The sequence below is a fragment of the Amycolatopsis sp. WGS_07 genome (assembly GCF_045278895.1).
GTDB lineage: Bacteria > Actinomycetota > Actinomycetes > Mycobacteriales > Pseudonocardiaceae > Amycolatopsis.
Map to the genome: position 1 here is coordinate 8400033 of NZ_CP136053.1, position 18987 is coordinate 8419019.

Genomic DNA, 18987 nt, shown 5'->3' on the forward strand with positions numbered 1-18987 from the left:
CGCCGGCTCGGCTCAGAACGGTTTGGTCGGCAGGTATTTGCCGTCCAGGGTGATGACGGCGCGCTCGCCGCCCTCGGGGTCGGGGACCTTCTTCACGTCGAGCTTGAAGTTGATCGCCGAGATGATGCCGTCGCCGAACTGTTCGTGGATCAGGGCTTTCAGGGTCGTTCCGTACACCTGGAGGATCTCGTAGAAGCGGTAGATCGTCGGATCGGTCGGCACCCGGTCCGGGATCGAACCGCGCATCGGGACGGTCTGCAGCTGCAGTGCCGCGTCGTCGCCGAGGTCCAGCAGCGCGGCCACCGCCTTGGCGGATTCGGCGGGCAGCGGGTGCTGGCCGAGGACGGCGGCGGTGGTGAACACCGTCGACAGGCCGGCGGCTTCGGCGATCTCCTCCCAGGTGAGGTTCTTGCGGATTTTGGCCTCCACGGCTCTCGCGGCGAGCGCCGCGCGGGCGGCCGGGTCGAACTGGGCGTGCACCATGCTCAGTGAGTCCTTTCCTCGAAAGGGCTTGGCTGTAATGGATCCCGCGAGATCCACCATGCCCGAACCCGCCGCGCTGTCCAAGCCCCGGGACCTCAGCCGGACAGCACGCGCCCGTGGAGGTGTTTCACCGCCAGCCGCGCGGACTCGAACGCGCCGGCCTGCCAGGCGGTCAGGTGACTGAGCCAATCGCCCGCGAAATACACCCGTCCGGCCGGTTTGCCGAGCAGCTGATAGGCCGGAGTGCCCAGCGGCGGAATCGCCCACGCGCCCTCGATGTGCGGCATGAGGTGCCAGGCGACCGAGAACGCGTTCGCCAGCTCGGTGCGGTGTTTCTCGCCGTGGATCTTCACGCCCTGCGCCACCGCCCGCTCCACCCGCGGGCCCGGGCGCAGTTCCCCGTAGCTCTTGGCGTGCTCGCCGTAGCAGTAGTTCACCAGCAAGCCGCGCGGTCCGTGAAAACCGTGCGACGGGTACCAGATCCGCTCGATGTCCAGGTCGGTGTTGGTGATCCCGCCGTAGATCCGGTAGTCGGTCTCCCACCACCGGCTGCGGTATTCCAGGCCGATCTTCGCGGCCGTGCCCACCTGCCACGCGCCCAGCGCGGCTTGCACGTCCGCGCCGAGGTTGTGCGGAATCCGGGCCAGGATGTTCGGCGGGAGCGCGGCGACGCAGAAATCGGCGGTGAGGCGGCCGGGTTTGCCGGTGCGGTCGAGGAAGTCGACGGTGACGTCGTTCGGCCCGTTGGCGATTCCGGTGACCGCGGTGCGCAGCCGGACGCGGTGCGGGCCGAGCGCGGCGGCCAGCGCGGCCGGGATCAGGTCCATGCCGCCGACCGGCTGGAACATCAGCATCGCCTGGTCGTAGGTGAAATCGAAGGAGAAGTACCGGCCGGTGCCGTCGGCGAACGTCTGCGCCAGCGAGGGCACCGGGCCGAGCGGCACGCCCGCCTGGTCGCCCGCGCCCGGGTCGACCGAGTACCCGCGCCGAGGGGTGCCGATGTAGCGCCTCCCCGCCGCCTTGTCCCCGATCGCGCCCCAGTCCCGCAGGAAATCCAGCAGGCGTTCCTTGTCCGTCGCGGTGAGTTCGCCGTCCAGCGCGCCGCGGTCGGTCGCTTTGGCGAGCAGTTCGCTCACGTATCCGTACATGTCGGCCTTGGCGGTCCGGACGCGCACCGGATTCCGCATTCCCGCCGCTTCGTTGTAGATGAAAGCGCTCGCATTGACATTGGTGAATACCTCGATCGGCACCCCGAGTTCGCGGCAGTAATCGAGGGTGACCATCCATTGCGCGATCCGCGCCGGGCCGGTGTTCAGATAAACGCCGTCGCTGAAAACGGCGGTCTGCGTATCGCCGCGCAGGTCGGTGTGCACGGTGCCGGCGCGCGCGGTGAAGTTGCGCCCGCCCGGCCGGTCCGCCGCCTCGAGCACGGTGCAGTCGTAGCCTCCTTTCGCCAGCTCGTACGCCGCGGCGAGACCGGCGATGCCGCCGCCCAGAACCACCACCTTCGCCGCCGCGCGCCCGGTCAGCGCGAAGTCCGAGCGCCGCGGCGGCTCGTAGCGCGGCGACGAACGGGCGGTCGGCGCGAGCCCGAGCGCCCCCATCGTCGCGAACATCGCGCCCGCTCCGCCCGCGGCCCCGACCGCCGAAAGAAACCGCCGTCTGCTCAATCCCGGCGGCACGGAAAAACCAGCCATCGGATATCTTCCCCTTCCCCTTGGAAGCGCGAACTGATCTGCCCGATACAGAAGACAAGAAGTTCCCCCGAAGAACGCTTCGACGGAGCCTACTGCAGTTTGCGACACGTGCTCAATACAACGTTCCGGGCAACCGTCCTCGGCCGAATCGGGTTATGGCTTTCCTCGCCTTACGAAATCGAAACCTCGGCGGTACCGAATCCGAAAACAGCGGACTCCCCTGCTTTTCCGCACGGAACCGCAGCAGGATAAAGTTCAGCCGGAGCGAGGGAGGGTGATGACGGCAGGCCAGCAGCAGGTGCGATCCGCTGTCCTCGCCCGGGCCTGGCAGCGGATTCCGGGGGTCGAGGTCCTTTCGGCGGGCGACGGCGGGCCGCTGACCCGCACCGTCAAGAAGATCATCGATCCGCTGGTGATCCGCACCGCGGCGCGGCCGAGGCTGGGCCGTCCGCTGCTGGACGCGGCCGCCGCCGCGGAGGTGACCGAGCTGCTCCTGGCCGACGCGGCCCGGCTGCGCGCCACGGCGGCGTGGTTCACCCACTTGAAGCGGCAGCGGCGCGCCCTGCGCATCACGGCGGGCAACGTCCAGGACGTCTGCTTTCCCCTCGCCTACGAACTCGCGACCGGCTTCGGTCTCCCCGACGCCGCCGCGCCGGAGCGGGCCGCGGCGACGCTACGCGAGTGGCACGGCGAAGAAGGCGTGGCCGGGGTCGATCAGTTGAGCGGCTACTTGGCCGACCCTCGCACCATCGCCGACCTGACCGCCGAATTGCGCCGCCGCTGGCACTCCACGCCACATAGCCCGGTGGCAGACGACTTCGTCGCGCTGCTCGCCACGGTCGTCCACGGCTTCACCGACGAGGCTTGGCAAGCGCTCGCCGACACCCCCGCCGGACACGCGTTCGGCCTCGCGCTGCGCCAACCGGGCGGCACCGGCTTGCTCGCCCGGGCCGTCGGCGAGGTTTCCGGCCTGCCCGCCCCGGATCTCGGCCTTCAGCGCGGCGAACGCACCGCTGTGCCGCCGCTGCACCAGCGCGACGAAACCGGCACCGAACTTCTCGAACGCAGCATCGAACGACGCGTACGAGCGACGCTGCGCCGCGCCGGACCGGGCGTCATCGCCGACCTCGTCGACGAGGAACTCAGCCGGACGGCCGCCGGATTCGGACTCGGATCGCCTGTGCTGGCAACGTGTTTCGTGCTCGGTGTCGTCCTGTCCCCCGCGCTTCGCCCGCTAGACGGGCCGGACTCCGGCGACCTTCCGGAGTTCGCGCGGCGGCTCAACTCCCAGGTCTCGCGGGAGGGCTACGTGCTGTACGCACGCCGCGCGCTGGCCGGTTCGACACCGCTCACCGCGCATCCGGACGACGAAATCCTGCGGGAGCTGCGCGAGTTCGCGAAGCGGTTCCTCGCCCGGCTGTGGGTGCGGCTGCACGGCTTCGACGTCAGCGGCGAAGTCCCGTCCGCCGCAGCCGACATCCGGGATCTCCTCACCGGGGTCGTCCGGTCGACCTCGCTGGACCTGCGGACGAAAGTGCGGCGCGCGCTCGTCGCCAGCCAGCCCCGATTGGAGGCCGCCTCGTGACGCATCCGGTGCACACCCCGGCCATCGCCGCGGACGGCGGCCTGATCCGCTTCGCCTTGGCCGACCTGCTCACCGGCTCGCCCCGGTCGATGCGGGTCGAACTCACCGACGCCGGCGCGGCTGAACCGTGGCTGACCAGGTTGGTCGGTACCGAGGCCAGCTTGACCGCGCTCCAGGCGGGGCGCGTCGACGTCGCCGCCCGGCCGGAACTGGCCAGGCTCGCTCTCCTGCTGTGGGCCCGGCGCTGGTGGCCCGCCAGCCCGACGCTCGGCATCCCGGCACTCGACCCGGCACTGCTGGATTTCGAAGCGGCCGTCGCGACAACGGCGGTCGAGGACCTCGCCGAGGGCCTGCTGGACGGCTTCGAGGCCAGCCCGGCGGAGCTGTTCGACCAGGCCGACGCCTCCGGACTGTTCGCGGCCGCGCAGCCGGTAGCCGAGGAGACCCGGCGGCTGTGCGCGCAGCTTTCGGCCTGGTTCGACGGCCAAGACGATCCCGTCCACGCCGAAGCCGCGGCGGAGCTGGCGACGCGCTTGGAGTCCGTCGCGCCTGGTCAGCGTGCGTACGCCTTGGCCGCGGGCTCCGGTCCTGCCGGGTCCAGCGAGGGCGTGCTGGCCGAGGGACGCGCGAGTGTCGACTGGGCCCGGGTGCCGCCGGGCATCCTGGACGCCGCCGAGGACACCGTGACCTGGCGGATCGTCGCGACCCGGACCGCCGCCCGGCTTGAGGTCGAGGTCGCCGGAGCGCTCAACGACGCGTCCCTCACCGCCGCCGCGACACACGACGGCGAGCCGTTCGCCGAGGTCGCCCTGCAGCTTGGCAGCGAGGGCTTCGCCGGGACCGCTGACCTGGACGACGCTGGGGTCCGGCTGGCGACGACCTCCGCGAGCCTCGGCCTCGTCGTCGGGGTGGCCGGACCGGACGTCGGGGGGACCACGCCGGAGGACCGCGCCGAGGTGGTCTCGCTGGTGCGCGCGACGCGGGAAGCCCGGACTCTCGCGGAGCGAGTCGCGGCCAGAGACGCCGACGAGGAGTTCTGACGTGCTCGTCGGCCTGCCGCCGCCCATCGAGCCGCCGGACCGGCCGCTCCCTCCGGAGATGGCCGACGCCGTTTCGCACGGCTACAACTGTCGTTGCGTCGCAACGCATTTCGGCCTCGACCCGGCCGCTTACCAGGTACTGCCCGCGTGCACCCTGACTGAAGCCGAGTACGACGGCCTGCTCTCCGAAGCCGTCGCCGTCCAAACCGAGGCGAAGCGGCTTGCCGCAGCACGGGACGTCGCCGGTGCGCAGCGCGCTTACGCCCGGATGCGGCAGCTCGCGCAGCAACTCGACCGCACGAGCGTCGAACTCGCCGCCGTCAGCGATCTCGCCACCGTCTGCTACTCCGCGGGCGATCTCCGCAATGCCCGCCAGTGCGCGGAAGCCGTGCTTCAGGTCTTCCAGGTGAGCACCGCCGCCATCGTCCACTTCGGACAGTATGCTGAGCTGCGGATGATCGAGGGCTCGCGTGAAGTAGCGGAACGCGTCCTCATTTCACTGTCCACTGAGGAGGGTGACCTCGGCCGGGCGCGCCAACTCCTCGCTGATCAGCGGCGGCGCGCGGCGTTCCGGAAGGCCGCCGAGCCCGGCCAGTTCCCGCGCGAGCAGCTCGACCCGCATGGTGCCGACGAACTGGAGCTGCGCATCCTCGAAGTGCGCGTACAGGTGGCTGCCGGGGATCCGGCCGGTGCGCGCGACGCGATCGACGAGATCCTGACCGACCTGGCCGGGATCGCGGACGTCGACGAGGTCCGCGCCCAGGTGGCGTCGCTGCAGGCGATGGCGCGGGCCGAACGCGCCCGGATCCGCCAGGCGGGCGGCGAAGAGGCCGACGCGACGGCCGACCTGCTGCGGCTCAACGTCGGCCGCGAGGGACCGACAGCGGCGAAATTCGCCATCACGCTCGCGGAAACCCGGGCGCTCGACGGTGATCTGCCCGGCGCGGTCGCGGCGATCGTCACGGCCAGGGACGAACTCGCCGCCGCAGGAGTGACCGGCGATGTGGCGGAGGCGAGCTACGCGCTGGGCACGTTGCTGCTGTTCGCGGGCGACGTCCGGCAGGCGCGGGATCAGTTCGAGCACGCCGGAAAGCTCTGGGCGGCGAACGGCGACGCTCCGGGCGCGCGCCGGCTGGAAGCGGCGCTCGTCCACTGCGCGGCGGGCGAGGAAGACTGGACGTCCGCGGAGGAGCACGCGGCCCGGCTCCGAACGGCCGCCCGCGAGTCGGGCGAATGGCTGGAATGCCTGCGCGCCGACTACCTCTCGGCGACGCTCCGCCACGCCCGCGGCGACAATCCGCTGGACCTGCTGCTGCCGGTCGTCCTCGCGGCGCAGGAGTACCGGTTCGCGTTCGCGTCGGCCCAGGCGCGCGTCGCGTGGGCGAACAGCGTCGCGGGCCCGGCCACGGAGCTGCTGATGTTCCTGCTGGCTCAGCGCGGGGAAACGCGGCTGCTGGCGGAGCTGATCGAGCGTGCATGCGCGGTCGGCGCGTACCCGGAGGACCGCTCGCTCGACCTGGCCGGTGCGCTCCCCGCGTTGCCGCCGCCGGCCGAGGACGATCAGCTTCCCTTGGCGGCATTGGGTTCGGTCACCGCGTCGCTGCCGCTCCGGCTCGCCCCGCCGCCCGGGCTGCGCTGGTCGCCGTCCTCGCCGATGGAGCTGGACGGCTGGTCTCGGCTGGCCGCCGAACGGTACCGGATGCCGTTGCCGGAGAACGGCATCGTCGAGACCTGGCCCGCCGCCGAACCCGGGCGCGAGACCTTCGTCCTCCGCTACGCCGACGCCGGGCACACCTACCTCAGCTGGCGCACCACCAGCGACCTCGACACGGTGCACACGCACCCGATCGACGCCGACCTCGTCGCCACGGCTCGCGGGCTCCTCGCCGAAGCTTCCCCGACGCCGCAAGAAGGCGAGCGAGTCGCCGACGCCGTCCGTCGTTCGCTCGACGCCTTCGGCAGTTTCGCCGCGGAACAACACCTCGCGCGCGTCCTCGCGCTCAACCTCCTGCCCGCCGACCTCGTCGCCCACCTCCGGCGCGCGGCAGCCGACGGACCGCGTCCGCTGCTGCGCATCCAGCCGTCCCCGTCGCTCGCCGCGGTTCCGTGGGGGTTGCTCGCCCTGCCCGACCGCCGCCCAGACCAGACCCACGGACCCGACAGCTGCTTCGACAGCGATACCCGGATCCTCGACCTCGCCGACGTCTCGCTCCTCGCCCCCGTCGGCATCCCGCGCCGCTCCCCGTCCCCGCCCGGGCCGCCGGTCTACCTGCTCGACCCGCGCATCCCCGGTCAGAGCGCGTTCGGCGAGCTGGGTTCCGTGCTCGGCAAGCAGGACGCGGGCTCCCCGCTGATCCGCCACCTCGACGCGCGCCTCGCCGCCGGTCCCGTCCGGCCCGCCGCGTCCCGGGGCCTGGACCTGGTCCGCCGCACCGACACCGACCGGCGGCTGCTCGCCGAACTGCTGGCCGGACCGTGTTCGCGGCTGGTGTTCGCGGGCCACGTCAGCCGCATCCAGGACCAGCACGGCGCGCAGACCGCGCTGCATCTGTCGTGTGCGGCGGAGCTGCCCGGCACCGCCGCGCCGATCGGGGCGCACCGGCCGTTCACCGCGGCGGACCTGGCACTGTCCGAAGTGGACGCCATGCCGGCGCGGGTCGCGCTGATCGGCTGCGCCAGCGCGAGCGACTTCGGCCTGCCCGAACCGTTCGGCGTGCTGCTCGCCGCCGTGGCGGCCGGGGCGGGGCTGGTCGCCGCGACAGTGTGGGCGCTGCCGACCTCGGCGGCGGTGCCCGGGGCGGATCCGATGGCGGAGCTGATCATCGCCGTCGACACCGCACTCGCCGGGGCGGACCCGGTCACGGAGCTGTGCGCGTGGCAGCGGGACCGCCTCGCGCGCTGGCGCGAACGACCGGAGCCGGCCGGCTCCCCGGTCTTCTGGGCGGCTCTGACCTGCCTCGATGCCACCGACGACGGCAAAACCTGGGTTCGGTAGCAGCCCGCGCCGCCGAAGCTGTGTGCAGCACACCAGCACAGCGAAAGGCGGCACCCGATGTTCAAGAAGATCCGGGACAGGATCACCGAAGCGACCCAGCAGGGCACGCAGGACTTCCAGCAGCACGCCGAGCAGTTCCGGCAGGCGGCCGCGGCGCAGGGGCACGACATCACCCCGCAGCTGCCGACTCCGCAGCTGGCCGCGCAGGCGTTCCGCAACGTCGCGGCCGACCCGGACATGGCGGCGTTCCTCGCGCTGCCGATGCAGGAGCAGTTGCGCCAGCAGCAGGAACTGCAGGCCTACGGCACCGAGCTGCGCCGGCTCTACGACACCGGCGAGAAGGCCACCCTGGTGATCCACGCGCTGGAGCCGACCGGCCGGACGGTCGCCGGGCAGGCGCAGTACACCGCGACGCTGAACGTCACCCGCGCCGACGGCATGATGTACCAGACGGTCCGGCCGCTGATCGCCCCGCAGGCGACGATCCAGCAGTACGCGCCCGGCACCCGGCACGAGGCCCGGCTCGATCCCGCCGACCCGGCCAAGGTCGCCGTGTTCGGCCCGGTCGGCTAGGCGGCCGCGGTGTTCAGTTCATTCGCGTTCGGCCTGCCGGACGAGCCCCGGCAGGTGCGCGGGGCGAACCGGCGGCTGTGGCTCTTCGGGATCCCCACGACGCTCGCCTGGGCGGTGGCCGGCTGGTCCGGCGCGCTCGGGCTGCTGGACAACTTCCGGCTGATGTCGCTGAACCGCGTCGGCGCGTGGGGGCCGACGCGGGACCGACGGCTTCGCTCGTGCTGTTCTTCAGCTTTTCGGTGACCGTAGCGTCGTCGCTGGGCTTCGCGATGCTGTGGGGCGGCGGGGTTTCGTTGCGCCGCATGGGGATCGGCTTCCAAGCCAGCTCGCTCGCCGCAGCGCTCGGGGTGTTGCTCGGCAGCGGCGTCGCGGCCCCGTCGTGGACGCCGCCGGAGTCGGTGGGCGAACGGCTGCCCTCCCCCGGCGGCGGCAAGGCCGAGCCGTGGTCCGAGGTGGACTGGGTGGTCTACTACGAACCGTATCTGGTGCCCGCGGTCGCCGGGCTGATCGCGATGGTCCTGATCGTGGTGCTGCTGCGGGCTTTCCTGCGCGCGGCCGAGGAGGACGACCGCGAGCAGGGGCTGCTCCACTGCGGTCTCCAGGCGACCGGGCTAGTCACCCGGGTGGAGTTCACGAACGTCTGGGTGATGGGGAACCCGCGGTTCACCGTCCACGTGCGGTTCGCCACCGCGACCGGCGAGCGCGAGGTCGTCACGACGATGATCACCTCGCTGTTCCAGGCCCCTTCGGAGGGCACTGAAGTACGCGTCCGCTACGACCCACAGGACCCGAAAGCCGTTCTGGTGGAACCGATTTGACCGTCGAAAGGAATACCGCCATGCGCCTCGTCTTCGGTTTTCTGACCGGCATCGTCATCGGGGCGACCCTGTGCTCGCTCGTCGTCGGGGTGATCGTCGAGAGTGTCCCGTTGTTCGTGGCCGGGCTGGGGATTCCGCTCGGCTACGGCATTCTCGTTTACCTCGGCCGTCTTCCGCGCCGCACCCAGGAAGCGGCGGTCGTGGCGGTCGCCAGGATCGAAAGCCTCCGCGCCGGCGGTACCGAAACCGGCGATCTCCCGCTCGACCTCGTCCTCACGGTGGCACCGGACGGGGCGCCGTCGCATCGCGTGGCGGCGACCCACACCGTCAACCTGGTCGATCTCCCGAGTTACCGCAAGGGGGACGTCCTGGTGGTCTCCTACCCGCCGGACCGGCCGTGGAAGGTCGAGATCCTGTCCGACCCCACGCCGGAATGGCAGCGCCGGGCGGCGAATGCGGTCATCGAACCCGCTCACGAGTCCACTTTGGTCCATCCGCCGCCGGAGGGCTGCGCTACCGGTGTCCTCACGCTGATCGGGCTTCTGCTCGGCGCGGGTGCCGTCCTCGGGCTCTTCCGCGCCGAACTGTTCGCGCCGGAACCCAGGGTGCCGGAACCGCCTGCGTCGTCCACGGTGACCTCCTCCGGCTCCGCGACTGTCGACGTCGATCAATCGTTGCTGGACAACGGAGAGCTGCGCCGAGTCGTCGACACCCTGGCCCAGAGTGCGGACGTCTCGCGAACGCTCACCGCGGTCATCCAGGAACACCGGCTGGCGGTCGTCTTCGCGCCCACCGACGTCCAAGTCCCCCGGTTCGATCTCCGTGCCCTGCCAGTCGACACCATCCCCGGTTTGGTGCGGAAAGCCTTGCGAACACTCGATGTCGGCACCCCGCAGACCTGGCAGGTCACCGTCGTCCAGCTGCCGTCGGGGCTGGCCGTCCGCGTCACCGTGACCGGCCCCAAGGGCAGTGCTTCACTCGCCGGATGATCACCCGGCCAAGCCCAGCGAAGCCCCCAGCAGCAAAAGCCCTTTCGCCGTCCGCGGATCCGCGCCGGTCAGGGCCGCTACGCGGGACAGGCGGTTGTCCACCGTATTCGGGTGCACATGTAGTTTCCGCGCGGTCTCGCGGCGGTTAAAGTCGGTGTCGAAGTACGTCCGGAGCGTCGTCGTCAGGTCCGGCTCGCCGTTCAGCCGCGCCGCGAGCGCACGCAGTTGCGGGGTCGCCGCGCTGTCGTGGTTCAGCTGGTATTCGAAGAGGTGGTCCGAGAGCACCGCGACGGTGCCGGGCACCGAGTTCAGCCGCAGCAGCCGCTCCGCTTCCGCCACTGCCGCCGGGATTCCGCCCAGCGAGGCCGCGTGCGCGAACGCGCCGGTGATCTCCACGCCCGTCGTCTGGCTCGCGCGCGGAACAGCCTGCCGGGCACCGGTCAGCGCTTCCGGATTGTCCGAAGTGGACGGTATCAGCAGGAGGCCGCCGTCTGGATCCAACGCGGCCAGTACGTCTCCGGACAGCTCCCGGCGCAGGTGCTGCAGCAGCAACCGCGCCTTCCGCTGCCCGGCCAGATGGCGCCCGACCGCGTCGCCGATCGAATCAGCCGGGTCCGCGGCGAACCGCAGGGCCAGCACGCCGTACGCGGGGGCGAGGCGGACGTCGGCCGGTTCCGGGATCGGCTCCCCCGCCGCCAGCCGACGGACCAGCGCCCGGGCCGCTTCGCGTTGTTCCTGGTCGGCGGTCTGGAATTCCTTCTGATGCGCCTGCACGGCCGCGTTCAGCACCCGGTGCAGGCAGTTCAGCAGCACCGCGGTCGTCTCGCCGGGCGGCGCGCCTCCGGACAGCTCCTGGATCTCCGCCCACATCTCCTCGGCCGCCAGCAGGTACGCATGCACGAAGTCGCTGACCGGCAGCCCCTCCGCACCCCGTTCCCGGCCCCGCTGGCGGAACAGCTCCAGCTCGTCCTCGCGCGGCTCGCTGTGTTCCCGCACCGCACGCGCGAGCATCCGGCCGAACTCGCGGACCGTGTGCCCCATGTGCAAGTGCAGGTGTGCGGGCACCTGGCCCCGGTAGTGCGTGGACGTTTCGACGTACCGGCGGATCGTCCGCTCGCCCACCTTCGGCAGCCGGTGCTCGAAGCTGCGCCACGACAGTTGTGACATGTCACAGCACAGTAGCCGAAAGCCTGGGCAATGTGCGCTACCACCTGGGCTGACCAGCGGCGACAGTTGGGGTTGTGTCCATGACCGCGATCACAGGAGGCCTGCCGATGCGCTGCGAGCCGCTGTTCCGCCCGAAGTCGGCCGCCGTGGTCGGCGTCTCCGCGACCACGGCGCTGTCCTGGGGACGGATCGCCCTGGAGCGGCTGCTGCGCGGCGGTTACGGCGGCGAGGTGTTCGCGGTCTCGCGCGGTCCGCTCGAACTGCCCGGCGTGCGCACGGTCGGCTCGCTCGCGGAGATCGGGTACGGGCCCGATCTCGTCGTCCTCGCGACCCCGGCGGAAACGGTTCCGACGCTGGTCCGGCAGGCGCGCGAACTCGGTTCCGGCGCGGTCGTCGTCTTCGCGGCGGGCTTCGCCGAAGGCGGCAACACCGCGTTGGAGGACGAACTGCGCGAGGCCGCGGGCGAGCTGCCGGTGCTCGGGCCGAACTGCCTGGGCGTGGTGAGCCACCCGGCCGGCGTGCAGCTGTCGACGACCGTCTTCCTCGACCGCGAACGCGTGCCACCCGGCCCGGTCGCGATCGTCACGCAGAGCGGCGCGATGGGTTTCGTGCTCGCGGACCTGCTCGAACAGGCCGGGATCGGCTACTCCTACTACGCGAGCGTCGGGAACGAAGCCTGCTTGTCCAGCAACGAAATCGGCGGCTATCTGCTCGAGCAGCCCGACGTCGAGGTGCTCGTGCTCTACCTCGAAGGCGTGCGCGACGCGGACGGCCTCCGCGCGCTCGGCCGTCAGGCGCGGGCGGCGGGCAAGACCGTGGTGGCTCTCGCGGTCGGCAGCAGCGCCGCCGGACGGCAGGCCGCGCTGTCGCACACCGCGGCCGTCGCCGGTGATCACTTCCTGCTCGCCGCGTTGTGCCGCCAGGAAGGCATCCACCTGGTCACCGACGACGACCAGCTCGTGGACGCCGTGCTCTGCGCCCGCAAAGGCACGACGCTGCCCCCGGCGCCCCGGCTGGCCGTGCTCACCATGTCCGGCGGCGCGGGCGGCATCCTCGCCGACAACCTGACCGCGCTCGGCGTCCGGATCCCGCCGTTGTCCGCCGCGACGCGCGCGAAGCTCGCCGAGATCGGCGGCGTCGAGGCGGCGGACGAGAACCCCGTTGATCTCGGCGGCAACATCGACCGCTGGATGGACCGGGTCGGCGATCTCCTCGGCGCGCTCGACGAGGATCCGGAGCTGGACGGGGTCGTGCTGTATCTGACGTTCGGCGATCGATTCCCGGAGGCGTACCACCGGCTGGCCGCGGCCGCCGCCGAGATGCGGACCCCGACGTGGTTCGTCTGGGCCTGCGCGCCGCCGGGCGAGCTGGCGAGAGCCGGGCGGCCGGACACCGTGCTGCCCAGCATCGGCGCGCTCGTGCGCCGCCTTCGGGTGCTGGTCCCGGACCGGGTCCCGGAAACCACGCAGCGCCCCGCCGCCGATGACCGTCCAGTGTGGACAGAGCTGCGAGCCATCCCGCTGCTGGAGGACGCTGGCATTCAGCATGTCGACACCGTCGCCGGGGTCGATCTTGCCGAGGCAGTACGGGACTGGCCGGAACCGTATGTGGTCAAGGGCGACGCCGCCGACGTGCCGCACCGGGCACGCGCCGGGCTTGTCCGGGTCGGCGTCACTGCGGCCGAACTCCCTGCCGTGCTGGACACGCTTCAGGCCCGGCTGGACGAGGTGTCCACCGACCCGGACCGCACCCTCGTCGTGCAACCACTCCTGCCGCACACCGCCGAACTCGCCCTGGGTGCGACAAGGGATCCGTTGTACGGCACTGCCATCGTCCTCGGCGCGGGCGGCGACCGCGCGGAAGACCCCACCGCACCACGCCGCGCGCTGCTCCTCCCGGCAACCGCGGCGCAGCGGGCCGAACTGGCCGCCTGGGCCGGAGACGTCCTCGCCGCCCCGGTCCCCGCCGTCGCCGCCGCGATCGACGGGCTCATCCGCATCCTCGAAGACCATCCGGAATTCGCCGAAGCCGACCTCAATCCGCTCTGCGTCACCGGCGACGACCTGGTCGCCGTCGACGCACTGTTCACCGCTCAGGAGGCACCCCGTGACTGACCTGCTCGACTACGCCGACAAAGTCTGGCGAGGCGAGGCCGACACCCGCGTCTACCACACCGGCGTGCTGCGCAAGGACGGTCTGCACGAACTGGCCGAGGGCGTGTGGATGTGGCCGGCGTTCGGCAACGTCTTCCTCTTTCCCACCGACGACGGCCTGTTCTGCTTCGACACCGGCGAACGCCGCACCGCGAAGGACCTCTTCGGCGCGACCCGCGCGCGCACCGACGCCCCGCTGCACACCGCCGTCTACTCGCACGGCCACATCGACCACGTCTTCGGCGTCGGCCCGTTCGATCTCGAAGCCGAGGAGCGCGGCTGGCGGCGCCCGTCCGTGCTGGCCCACGAGAACACCCCGCCCCGGTTCGCGCGGTACGAGCGCACGCGCGGCTACAACACCGTGATCAACCAGCGGCAGTTCCAGTCGCCCGGCTTCCGCTGGCCGGACCGGTACCGGCACCCCGACGTCACCTACCGCGACACCACGACACTGCGGATCGGCGACCTCGATGTCCGGCTCAAGCACGGCCGGGGCGAGACCGACGACGCGACGATCGCGTGGCTGCCCGACCGGAAAATCCTGTGCTGCGGCGACTTTTTCATCTGGTCCTCCCCCAATCCGGGCAACCCGCAGAAGGTCCAGCGCTACGCCGCGGAGTGGGCGCAGGCGCTGCGCTGGATGGCCGGGCTCGGCGCGGAACTGCTGCTGCCCGGCCACGGCGTGCCGATCGCCGGGGCCGACCGGATCCGGACCGCGCTGTCCGACACCGCCGAGTTCCTCGAGACCCTGCACGACCAGACCGTGGACGCGATGAACGCCGGAGCCACGCTCGACGAGGTCGTGCACGGGGTCACCGCCCCGGCGGAACTGCTGGCCAAGCCGTATCTGAAACCGTCTTACGACGAGCCGGAATTCGTCGTCCGCAACGTCTGGCGGCTCTACGGCGGCTGGTACGACGGCAATCCGGCCAACCTCAAACCCGCCCGCCGCGCCGACCTGTCCCGCGAACTCGCCGACCTCTCCGGCGGCGCCGACCGGCTCGCCGCCCGGGCGAAGGAACTGCTCGCGGCGGGCGAACACCGGCTGGCCGGGCACTTCGCCCAGCTCGCCGTGGACGCGGCCCCCGACGACGAGACCGCGCACACCGCCCGCGCGGAAGTGTTCACCGCACTGGAAAAAGCCGCGACCTCGACGATGGCCAAGGGCGTTTACGCCTGGGCCGCCGCCGAATCCCAGGCCGTGCTCGACGGCACCGACCGCGCCGAACAACTGCGCGCCCGCACCGCAGGCCGCACCCGCTGGGCCTTCTGAAGTTCTGAGCCCGTCGCACCACCCCGTCCGACAACGACGTTGAAATGGGGACCCACGATGAACGCTCCCGCCATCCCCGCCGAGGCCACCGCCGGCCGGCGCAGCCGCGGCACCAGCGCCCGCGGCTGGGTCGTCACCGGGCTGCTGCTGGTGTTCATGCTGATCAACTTCGCGGACAAGGCCGTGCTCGGCCTCGCCGCGAAACCGCTGATGCACGATCTGGGCCTGTCGCCCGAGGCGTACGGCCTGATCAGCAGCGGGTTTTACTTCCTGTTCAGCATCTCGGCGATCGTGGTCGGCTTCGTGTCGAACCGGGTGCCGACGAAGTGGATCCTGCTGGCGCTGGGCCTGATCTGGGCGCTGACGCAGGCGCCGATGCTCGGCACCGTCGGGTTCGGCGCGGTGCTGGTCAGCCGGATCGTGCTCGGCGCGGCCGAGGGCCCGGCGAACCCGCTGGCCATGCACGCGGCGTACAAATGGTTCCCCAACGAGAAACGCGGACTGCCCAGCGCGCTGCTGAACGCGGGTTCCGGCATCGGCGTGGCACTGGCGTCTCCGCTGCTCACCGCGCTGATCGTCGGCTACGGGTGGCGGTGGGCGTTCTTCGCGCTGCTCGTCGTCGGGCTGGTGTGGTCGCTGCTGTGGGCGATCTTCGGGCGGGAGGGCAAGGTCGCCGGCACCGCCTCCGTGCACGCGGCCGAGGCCAAGTCCGCGGCCGACGAACCGCGGGTGCCCTACCGGCGGATCCTGCTGAACGGCACGTGGCTGGGCGGATTCCTGGCCGGGTTCGCCGCGTACTGGGCGCTGGCCGTGCTGGTCGCGTGGGTGCCGCATTACCTGGAGACGGCGTTGCACTACAGCACGGTGACCACCGGGACGCTGGTCGCGCTGCCGTGGATCGCGTCGGTGGTGTTCAACCTCGCCCAGGGCACGGTCAGCGACTGGCTGATGCGACGCGGAGTGTCAAGCCGGGTCGCGCGGGGCGTGCTCGGCGGCATCGCGGTGCTGCTGTCGGGTCTCGCGATGCTGGTGTTCCCGCACGTCGGACGGGGCTGGTTCCAGATCGCGCTGCTGACCGTCGCGTTCAGCCTCGGCGGGGTGGTGTTCGCGCTCGGCGTCACGATGAACGCCGAGATCAGCCCGACCCGGCAGCGCGGCGCGGTCCTGTCGATCACCGTCGGCCTGGTCACCACCGCCGGACTGCTCGCCCCGTACCTCACCGGACGGCTCATCCAGGCCGCGTCGTCGCCGGGCAGCGGCTTCACGCTCGCCTTCACGATCAGCGGCCTGCTGTCCATTGTGGGCGGTCTGCTCGCCGTCGTGTTCGTCAACCCGGACCGCACCGCACGGCGGCTCGGACTCCGCACCGAGGTGGTCCGCTGATGCCCTTCCAGGACGGCAAAAACCCGCTCCACGGCACCGGCGAAATCACCGAGGTCGCGCCCGGCGTCCGTTCGATCGGCCTGCAGGGCAACAGTCTCGCCGTGGAAACCCCGTCGGGCCTCGTGGTGGTCGACACCGGCCCGAATCCGGACCTCGTCGCCCCGGTGCTGGACCAGCTTCGCGAACCGGTGCGCTGGATCGTCTACAGCCACGGACATCTCGGCTACAACTACGGCGTCCCCGGCTTCTTCGACTACGCCGCGGCACACGGCCAGCGCCGCCCGACCGTGGTGGCGCACGAGAACGTCATCCGGCGCTACCAGCGCTACCTGGAGACGGCCGGGCTGCAGAACCACATCAACACCCGGCAGTTCCGCCGCCCGATGCCGGACATGACGGCCCCGCCGCCGATCACCTTCCCCGACCAGACGTACCGGGAAGCGATGACCCTGGCTCCCGACGTCCGGCTGCTGTGGGCCCCGTCCGAAACGGACGACGTGACCGCCGTGTGGCTGCCGTCGAAGCGCGTGCTGTACGGCAGCGCCGCGGTGATCAACGGCATCCCCAACATCGGCACGCCCATGCGCACGATGCGCGACACCGTCCGGTGGGCGGACACCCTGGACCGTCTCGCCGTGCTGAACCCGGCCGTGCTGGTACCGGAATTCGGCCCAGTGGTCCGGGAAGACCCGGTCCGGCAGCTCACCATGACCGCCGCCGCCCTCCGCTGGCTGCGCGGCGCGGTCGTGGACCAGCTCAACGAGGGCAAGCGCGCAGACGACATCGTGCACGACCTCCGCTACCCCGCCGAACTGTTCGACGTGCCGTGGATGCGCGAGCACTACGGCCACCGCGAGTACATCGTGCGCGACATCGTCCGCTCGGAAACCGGGTGGTGGGACGGGAATCCGACCACGCTGCACCCGTCCCGCCCATCCGTGGCCGCCGCTGTCCGGGCCGAGGCGATCACGGACAAACAGGCGGTGCTGGACCACGCGGAACGGCTGCGGTCGGATGGGCGGGTGCAGGAGGCGTTGCACGTGATCGACCTGCTGGCCCTCGCACCCGGGGACGACCCGCTGGTCAAGCAGGCACGGGCGGTCAAGGAGGAGTTGTGCGCGGCTCGCGGGGCGGAGGCCAGCAGTTATGTGTCACGGAGTTTCTACCGCAGCGGCTGGTGATCCACCGGCTCTTGCTCCGGCCTCGGGACCCGCTCAACCGCCCGGCCCGGGCGTGAACTCCCGTGCCGCCGCTTGCTTTGGCGCACAGTCAGGTTCGCGCTGCTAGCCCCAGCACGACCTCTTGGCGTCCAGCCAGCCTCGCGCTGCTAGGCCAGCGCGACCTCCCGGCGTCCAGCCCGCCTCGCGCCGCCAACCCACACAACCTCCCGGCCCCGGTCGGCCGGGAATCCGCCGATCGCATCGCCCTCCTCCGCGAGCAACCGCCGGTTCTCGTCCTCCCGCCGATGATTCTCCTTTCCCGTGCCCAAAAAGCTTCCCTTCACCACCTCCGTTCCCTAGGCCAGCGGCACCTCCGTCACCGCCGCCGCTGGTCGGCGCAGCGCCGCGAGTTGCAAGCCGAGCACCACGCCCACGCCGATCGCCGCCGTGGACAGGAGTGCTTCGGCGACCGCGTCCCATGAACCGGGGACACGGGCGAAAACCTGCGACAGGCTCAAATACATCGCCGGTCCCGGGAGCACGGCCCCGGTCAGACCGGGAATCGTGACCGCCGCGGTGGGCACCGCGAGCATCCGCGCCGCCGCGCCGGCCAGGAGGCCCAGCACTGTGGTCGCCAGGAAGATCGACACCGGGGCGGACAAGCCGAGCACCGTCCGGCCCGCCCAGTTCACCAGGGACGTCACCACTCCGGCCCCGCAGGCGACCGCCCACCATCGCACCGGGGTGCCCATCAGGATCGCGTTGCCCAGCGAACCGACCAGCGCCGTCACCGGCACCAGCGCGAGCGGCAGCGCGGCGAGCTGGACCCGGCTGGCCTCGCCGAGGATGTCGAGGTCGTTCGCCACCGACACCACGACCATCACCCCGGTCGCGATCGCCCCGGTCAGCAGCAGCACGGTGACGATCCGCGCGGCCGCCATCAGATGGAAGTCGCCGACCGCGTCCTCGACCAGCGACACCAGTGACAGAATCGGCAGCAGCAGCACGAGGTTCGCCGCCGAAAGGCTCGCCGCTTCGTGCCCGGTGAGCAAACCGAGCGACAGCAACGAGATCGCGACGACCAGCACCGTGCTCGCCTTCGCCGCCACCTGGAAGAACTCCGCGATGCCGACCGTGCTCAGCGCCCAGCCGACCCGGTTGGCGAACACGAACAGCCCGGCGGACACCAGCGCGGCGAGCACCGTCCCGTTCGCCTGCAAGCAGATCATCGCGGCGAGCAGGCTGCCGCCGGGCACGCTGACGTACCACGGCCACGTCGGACCCGCTTTGCTGAGGATTCCGGCTTCCCGCTCCGCATCGACGGGGGAAATCGCACCGGTGCCCGCCCGGACGGCGAGCGCCTCCAACTCCCCGATCCGGCCGATGTCGCGGGCGTCGTTCGCCCGCACGCTGCCGAACAGCACCACCGGCTCGGCAGCAGCACCGTCACCGCCCGGACAGTATTGAAGGTGAATCGCCCGTACTCCCACCGAAATCCGCAGTTCCTCGATACCGCCCGCCCGCGCCAGCGCCCGAACGGTGCGCACGACGACCGCGGTTTCGATGCCCTGCTTGAACATCTGCATCGCCACGTCGAGCGCGAAGCTCAGCACCCGGCGCGCCCGCGCCCGCTCCTCCTCCGCCATGCCCCGCACTTTAAGCAGCAGCCCC

At 71.4% G+C, this 18987-nt stretch carries 15 protein-coding genes; 11 read left to right on the forward strand and 4 right to left on the reverse strand.

What is annotated here, in order from left to right; genetic code table 11:
* Positions 1-12 precede the first annotated feature (12 nt).
* Positions 13-480: a cyanase gene (gene cynS / locus RPX00_RS39510; protein ID WP_406643240.1), complete on the reverse strand. Its 468-nt coding sequence runs from the start codon at positions 478-480 to the stop codon at positions 13-15.
* 98 nt (positions 481-578) lie between these two features.
* A complete protein-coding gene (locus RPX00_RS39515; RefSeq protein ID WP_406633274.1) occupies positions 579-2180 on the reverse strand; it encodes a flavin monoamine oxidase family protein in 1602 nt (533 codons plus the stop codon).
* Positions 2181-2457: 277 nt separating this feature from the next.
* Here RPX00_RS39515 and RPX00_RS39520 point away from each other — a divergent pair, with 277 nt between their 5' ends.
* Genes RPX00_RS39520 through RPX00_RS39550 form a run of 7 tightly spaced genes read left to right on the forward strand, consistent with a single transcriptional unit; the run spans position 2458 to position 10180 of the window.
* Entirely contained in the window at positions 2458-3765 is a 1308-nt protein-coding gene (locus tag RPX00_RS39520; RefSeq protein ID WP_406633276.1) for a hypothetical protein, read from the forward strand.
* Positions 3762-4805, forward strand: coding sequence for a hypothetical protein (locus RPX00_RS39525; RefSeq protein WP_406633278.1), 1044 nt, complete (start codon positions 3762-3764; stop codon positions 4803-4805). Before RPX00_RS39520 ends, RPX00_RS39525 begins: the two co-directional genes overlap by 4 nt.
* A gap of 1 nt (position 4806) precedes the next feature.
* Positions 4807-7800, forward strand: coding sequence for a hypothetical protein (locus RPX00_RS39530; protein ID WP_406633280.1), 2994 nt, complete (start codon positions 4807-4809; stop codon positions 7798-7800).
* A gap of 57 nt (positions 7801-7857) precedes the next feature.
* Positions 7858-8373 (forward strand): hypothetical protein, encoded by a 516-nt coding sequence (locus RPX00_RS39535; RefSeq protein WP_406633282.1) that lies wholly within the window; start codon positions 7858-7860, stop codon positions 8371-8373.
* A gap of 9 nt (positions 8374-8382) precedes the next feature.
* On the forward strand, positions 8383-8616 hold the full coding sequence (locus RPX00_RS39540) for a hypothetical protein (RefSeq protein ID WP_406633284.1): 234 nt from the start codon (positions 8383-8385) through the stop codon (positions 8614-8616).
* Positions 8613-9191, forward strand: a complete 579-nt coding sequence (locus tag RPX00_RS39545) for a DUF3592 domain-containing protein (RefSeq protein ID WP_406633286.1) — start codon at positions 8613-8615, stop codon at positions 9189-9191. The genes RPX00_RS39540 and RPX00_RS39545 overlap by 4 nt, the downstream gene beginning before the upstream one ends.
* A gap of 20 nt (positions 9192-9211) precedes the next feature.
* Positions 9212-10180 (forward strand): hypothetical protein, encoded by a 969-nt coding sequence (locus tag RPX00_RS39550; RefSeq protein WP_406633287.1) that lies wholly within the window; start codon positions 9212-9214, stop codon positions 10178-10180.
* Here RPX00_RS39550 and RPX00_RS39555 read toward each other — a convergent pair whose 3' ends face one another.
* Positions 10181-11347 carry a PucR family transcriptional regulator gene (locus RPX00_RS39555; protein WP_406633289.1) on the reverse strand — a complete coding sequence of 389 codons (1167 nt, stop codon included), beginning with the start codon at positions 11345-11347 and terminating at the stop codon, positions 10181-10183.
* Positions 11348-11427: 80 nt separating this feature from the next.
* On the opposite strand from RPX00_RS39555, the gene RPX00_RS39560 reads away from it, so the two are divergent.
* From RPX00_RS39560 to RPX00_RS39575, 4 genes are read left to right on the forward strand one after another with little or no spacing between them, the layout of a single operon-like run.
* Entirely contained in the window at positions 11428-13461 is a 2034-nt protein-coding gene (locus RPX00_RS39560; protein ID WP_406633291.1) for an acetate--CoA ligase family protein, read from the forward strand.
* Positions 13454-14773 (forward strand): alkyl sulfatase dimerization domain-containing protein, encoded by a 1320-nt coding sequence (locus RPX00_RS39565; protein WP_406633293.1) that lies wholly within the window; start codon positions 13454-13456, stop codon positions 14771-14773. The genes RPX00_RS39560 and RPX00_RS39565 overlap by 8 nt, the downstream gene beginning before the upstream one ends.
* 57 nt (positions 14774-14830) lie before the next feature.
* Positions 14831-16156 carry an MFS transporter gene (locus RPX00_RS39570; protein WP_406633295.1) on the forward strand — a complete coding sequence of 442 codons (1326 nt, stop codon included), beginning with the start codon at positions 14831-14833 and terminating at the stop codon, positions 16154-16156.
* Positions 16156-17337: an alkyl sulfatase dimerization domain-containing protein gene (locus tag RPX00_RS39575; RefSeq protein WP_406633297.1), complete on the forward strand. Its 1182-nt coding sequence runs from the start codon at positions 16156-16158 to the stop codon at positions 17335-17337. Before RPX00_RS39570 ends, RPX00_RS39575 begins: the two co-directional genes overlap by 1 nt.
* A 335-nt stretch (positions 17338-17672) precedes the next feature.
* Here RPX00_RS39575 and RPX00_RS39580 read toward each other — a convergent pair whose 3' ends face one another.
* On the reverse strand, positions 17673-18962 hold the full coding sequence (locus RPX00_RS39580) for a threonine/serine exporter family protein (RefSeq protein ID WP_406633299.1): 1290 nt from the start codon (positions 18960-18962) through the stop codon (positions 17673-17675).
* Between the last annotated feature and the right edge of the window lie 25 nt (positions 18963-18987).

Excerpts from the sequence above, each read along its gene's own strand:
- RPX00_RS39550 (WP_406633287.1), top strand. The coding sequence starts at position 9,212 with ATGCGCCTCGTCTTCGGTTTTCTGACCGGCATCGTCATCGGGGCGACC.
- RPX00_RS39580 (WP_406633299.1), bottom strand. The coding sequence starts at position 18,962 with ATGGCGGAGGAGGAGCGGGCGCGGGCGCGCCGGGTGCTGAGCTTCGCG.
- RPX00_RS39535 (WP_406633282.1), top strand. The coding sequence starts at position 7,858 with ATGTTCAAGAAGATCCGGGACAGGATCACCGAAGCGACCCAGCAGGGC.
- RPX00_RS39570 (WP_406633295.1), top strand. The coding sequence starts at position 14,831 with ATGAACGCTCCCGCCATCCCCGCCGAGGCCACCGCCGGCCGGCGCAGC.
- RPX00_RS39555 (WP_406633289.1), bottom strand. The coding sequence starts at position 11,347 with ATGTCACAACTGTCGTGGCGCAGCTTCGAGCACCGGCTGCCGAAGGTG.
- RPX00_RS39575 (WP_406633297.1), top strand. The coding sequence starts at position 16,156 with ATGCCCTTCCAGGACGGCAAAAACCCGCTCCACGGCACCGGCGAAATC.
- RPX00_RS39560 (WP_406633291.1), top strand. The coding sequence starts at position 11,428 with ATGACCGCGATCACAGGAGGCCTGCCGATGCGCTGCGAGCCGCTGTTC.
- RPX00_RS39515 (WP_406633274.1), bottom strand. The coding sequence starts at position 2,180 with ATGGCTGGTTTTTCCGTGCCGCCGGGATTGAGCAGACGGCGGTTTCTT.
- RPX00_RS39520 (WP_406633276.1), top strand. The coding sequence starts at position 2,458 with ATGACGGCAGGCCAGCAGCAGGTGCGATCCGCTGTCCTCGCCCGGGCC.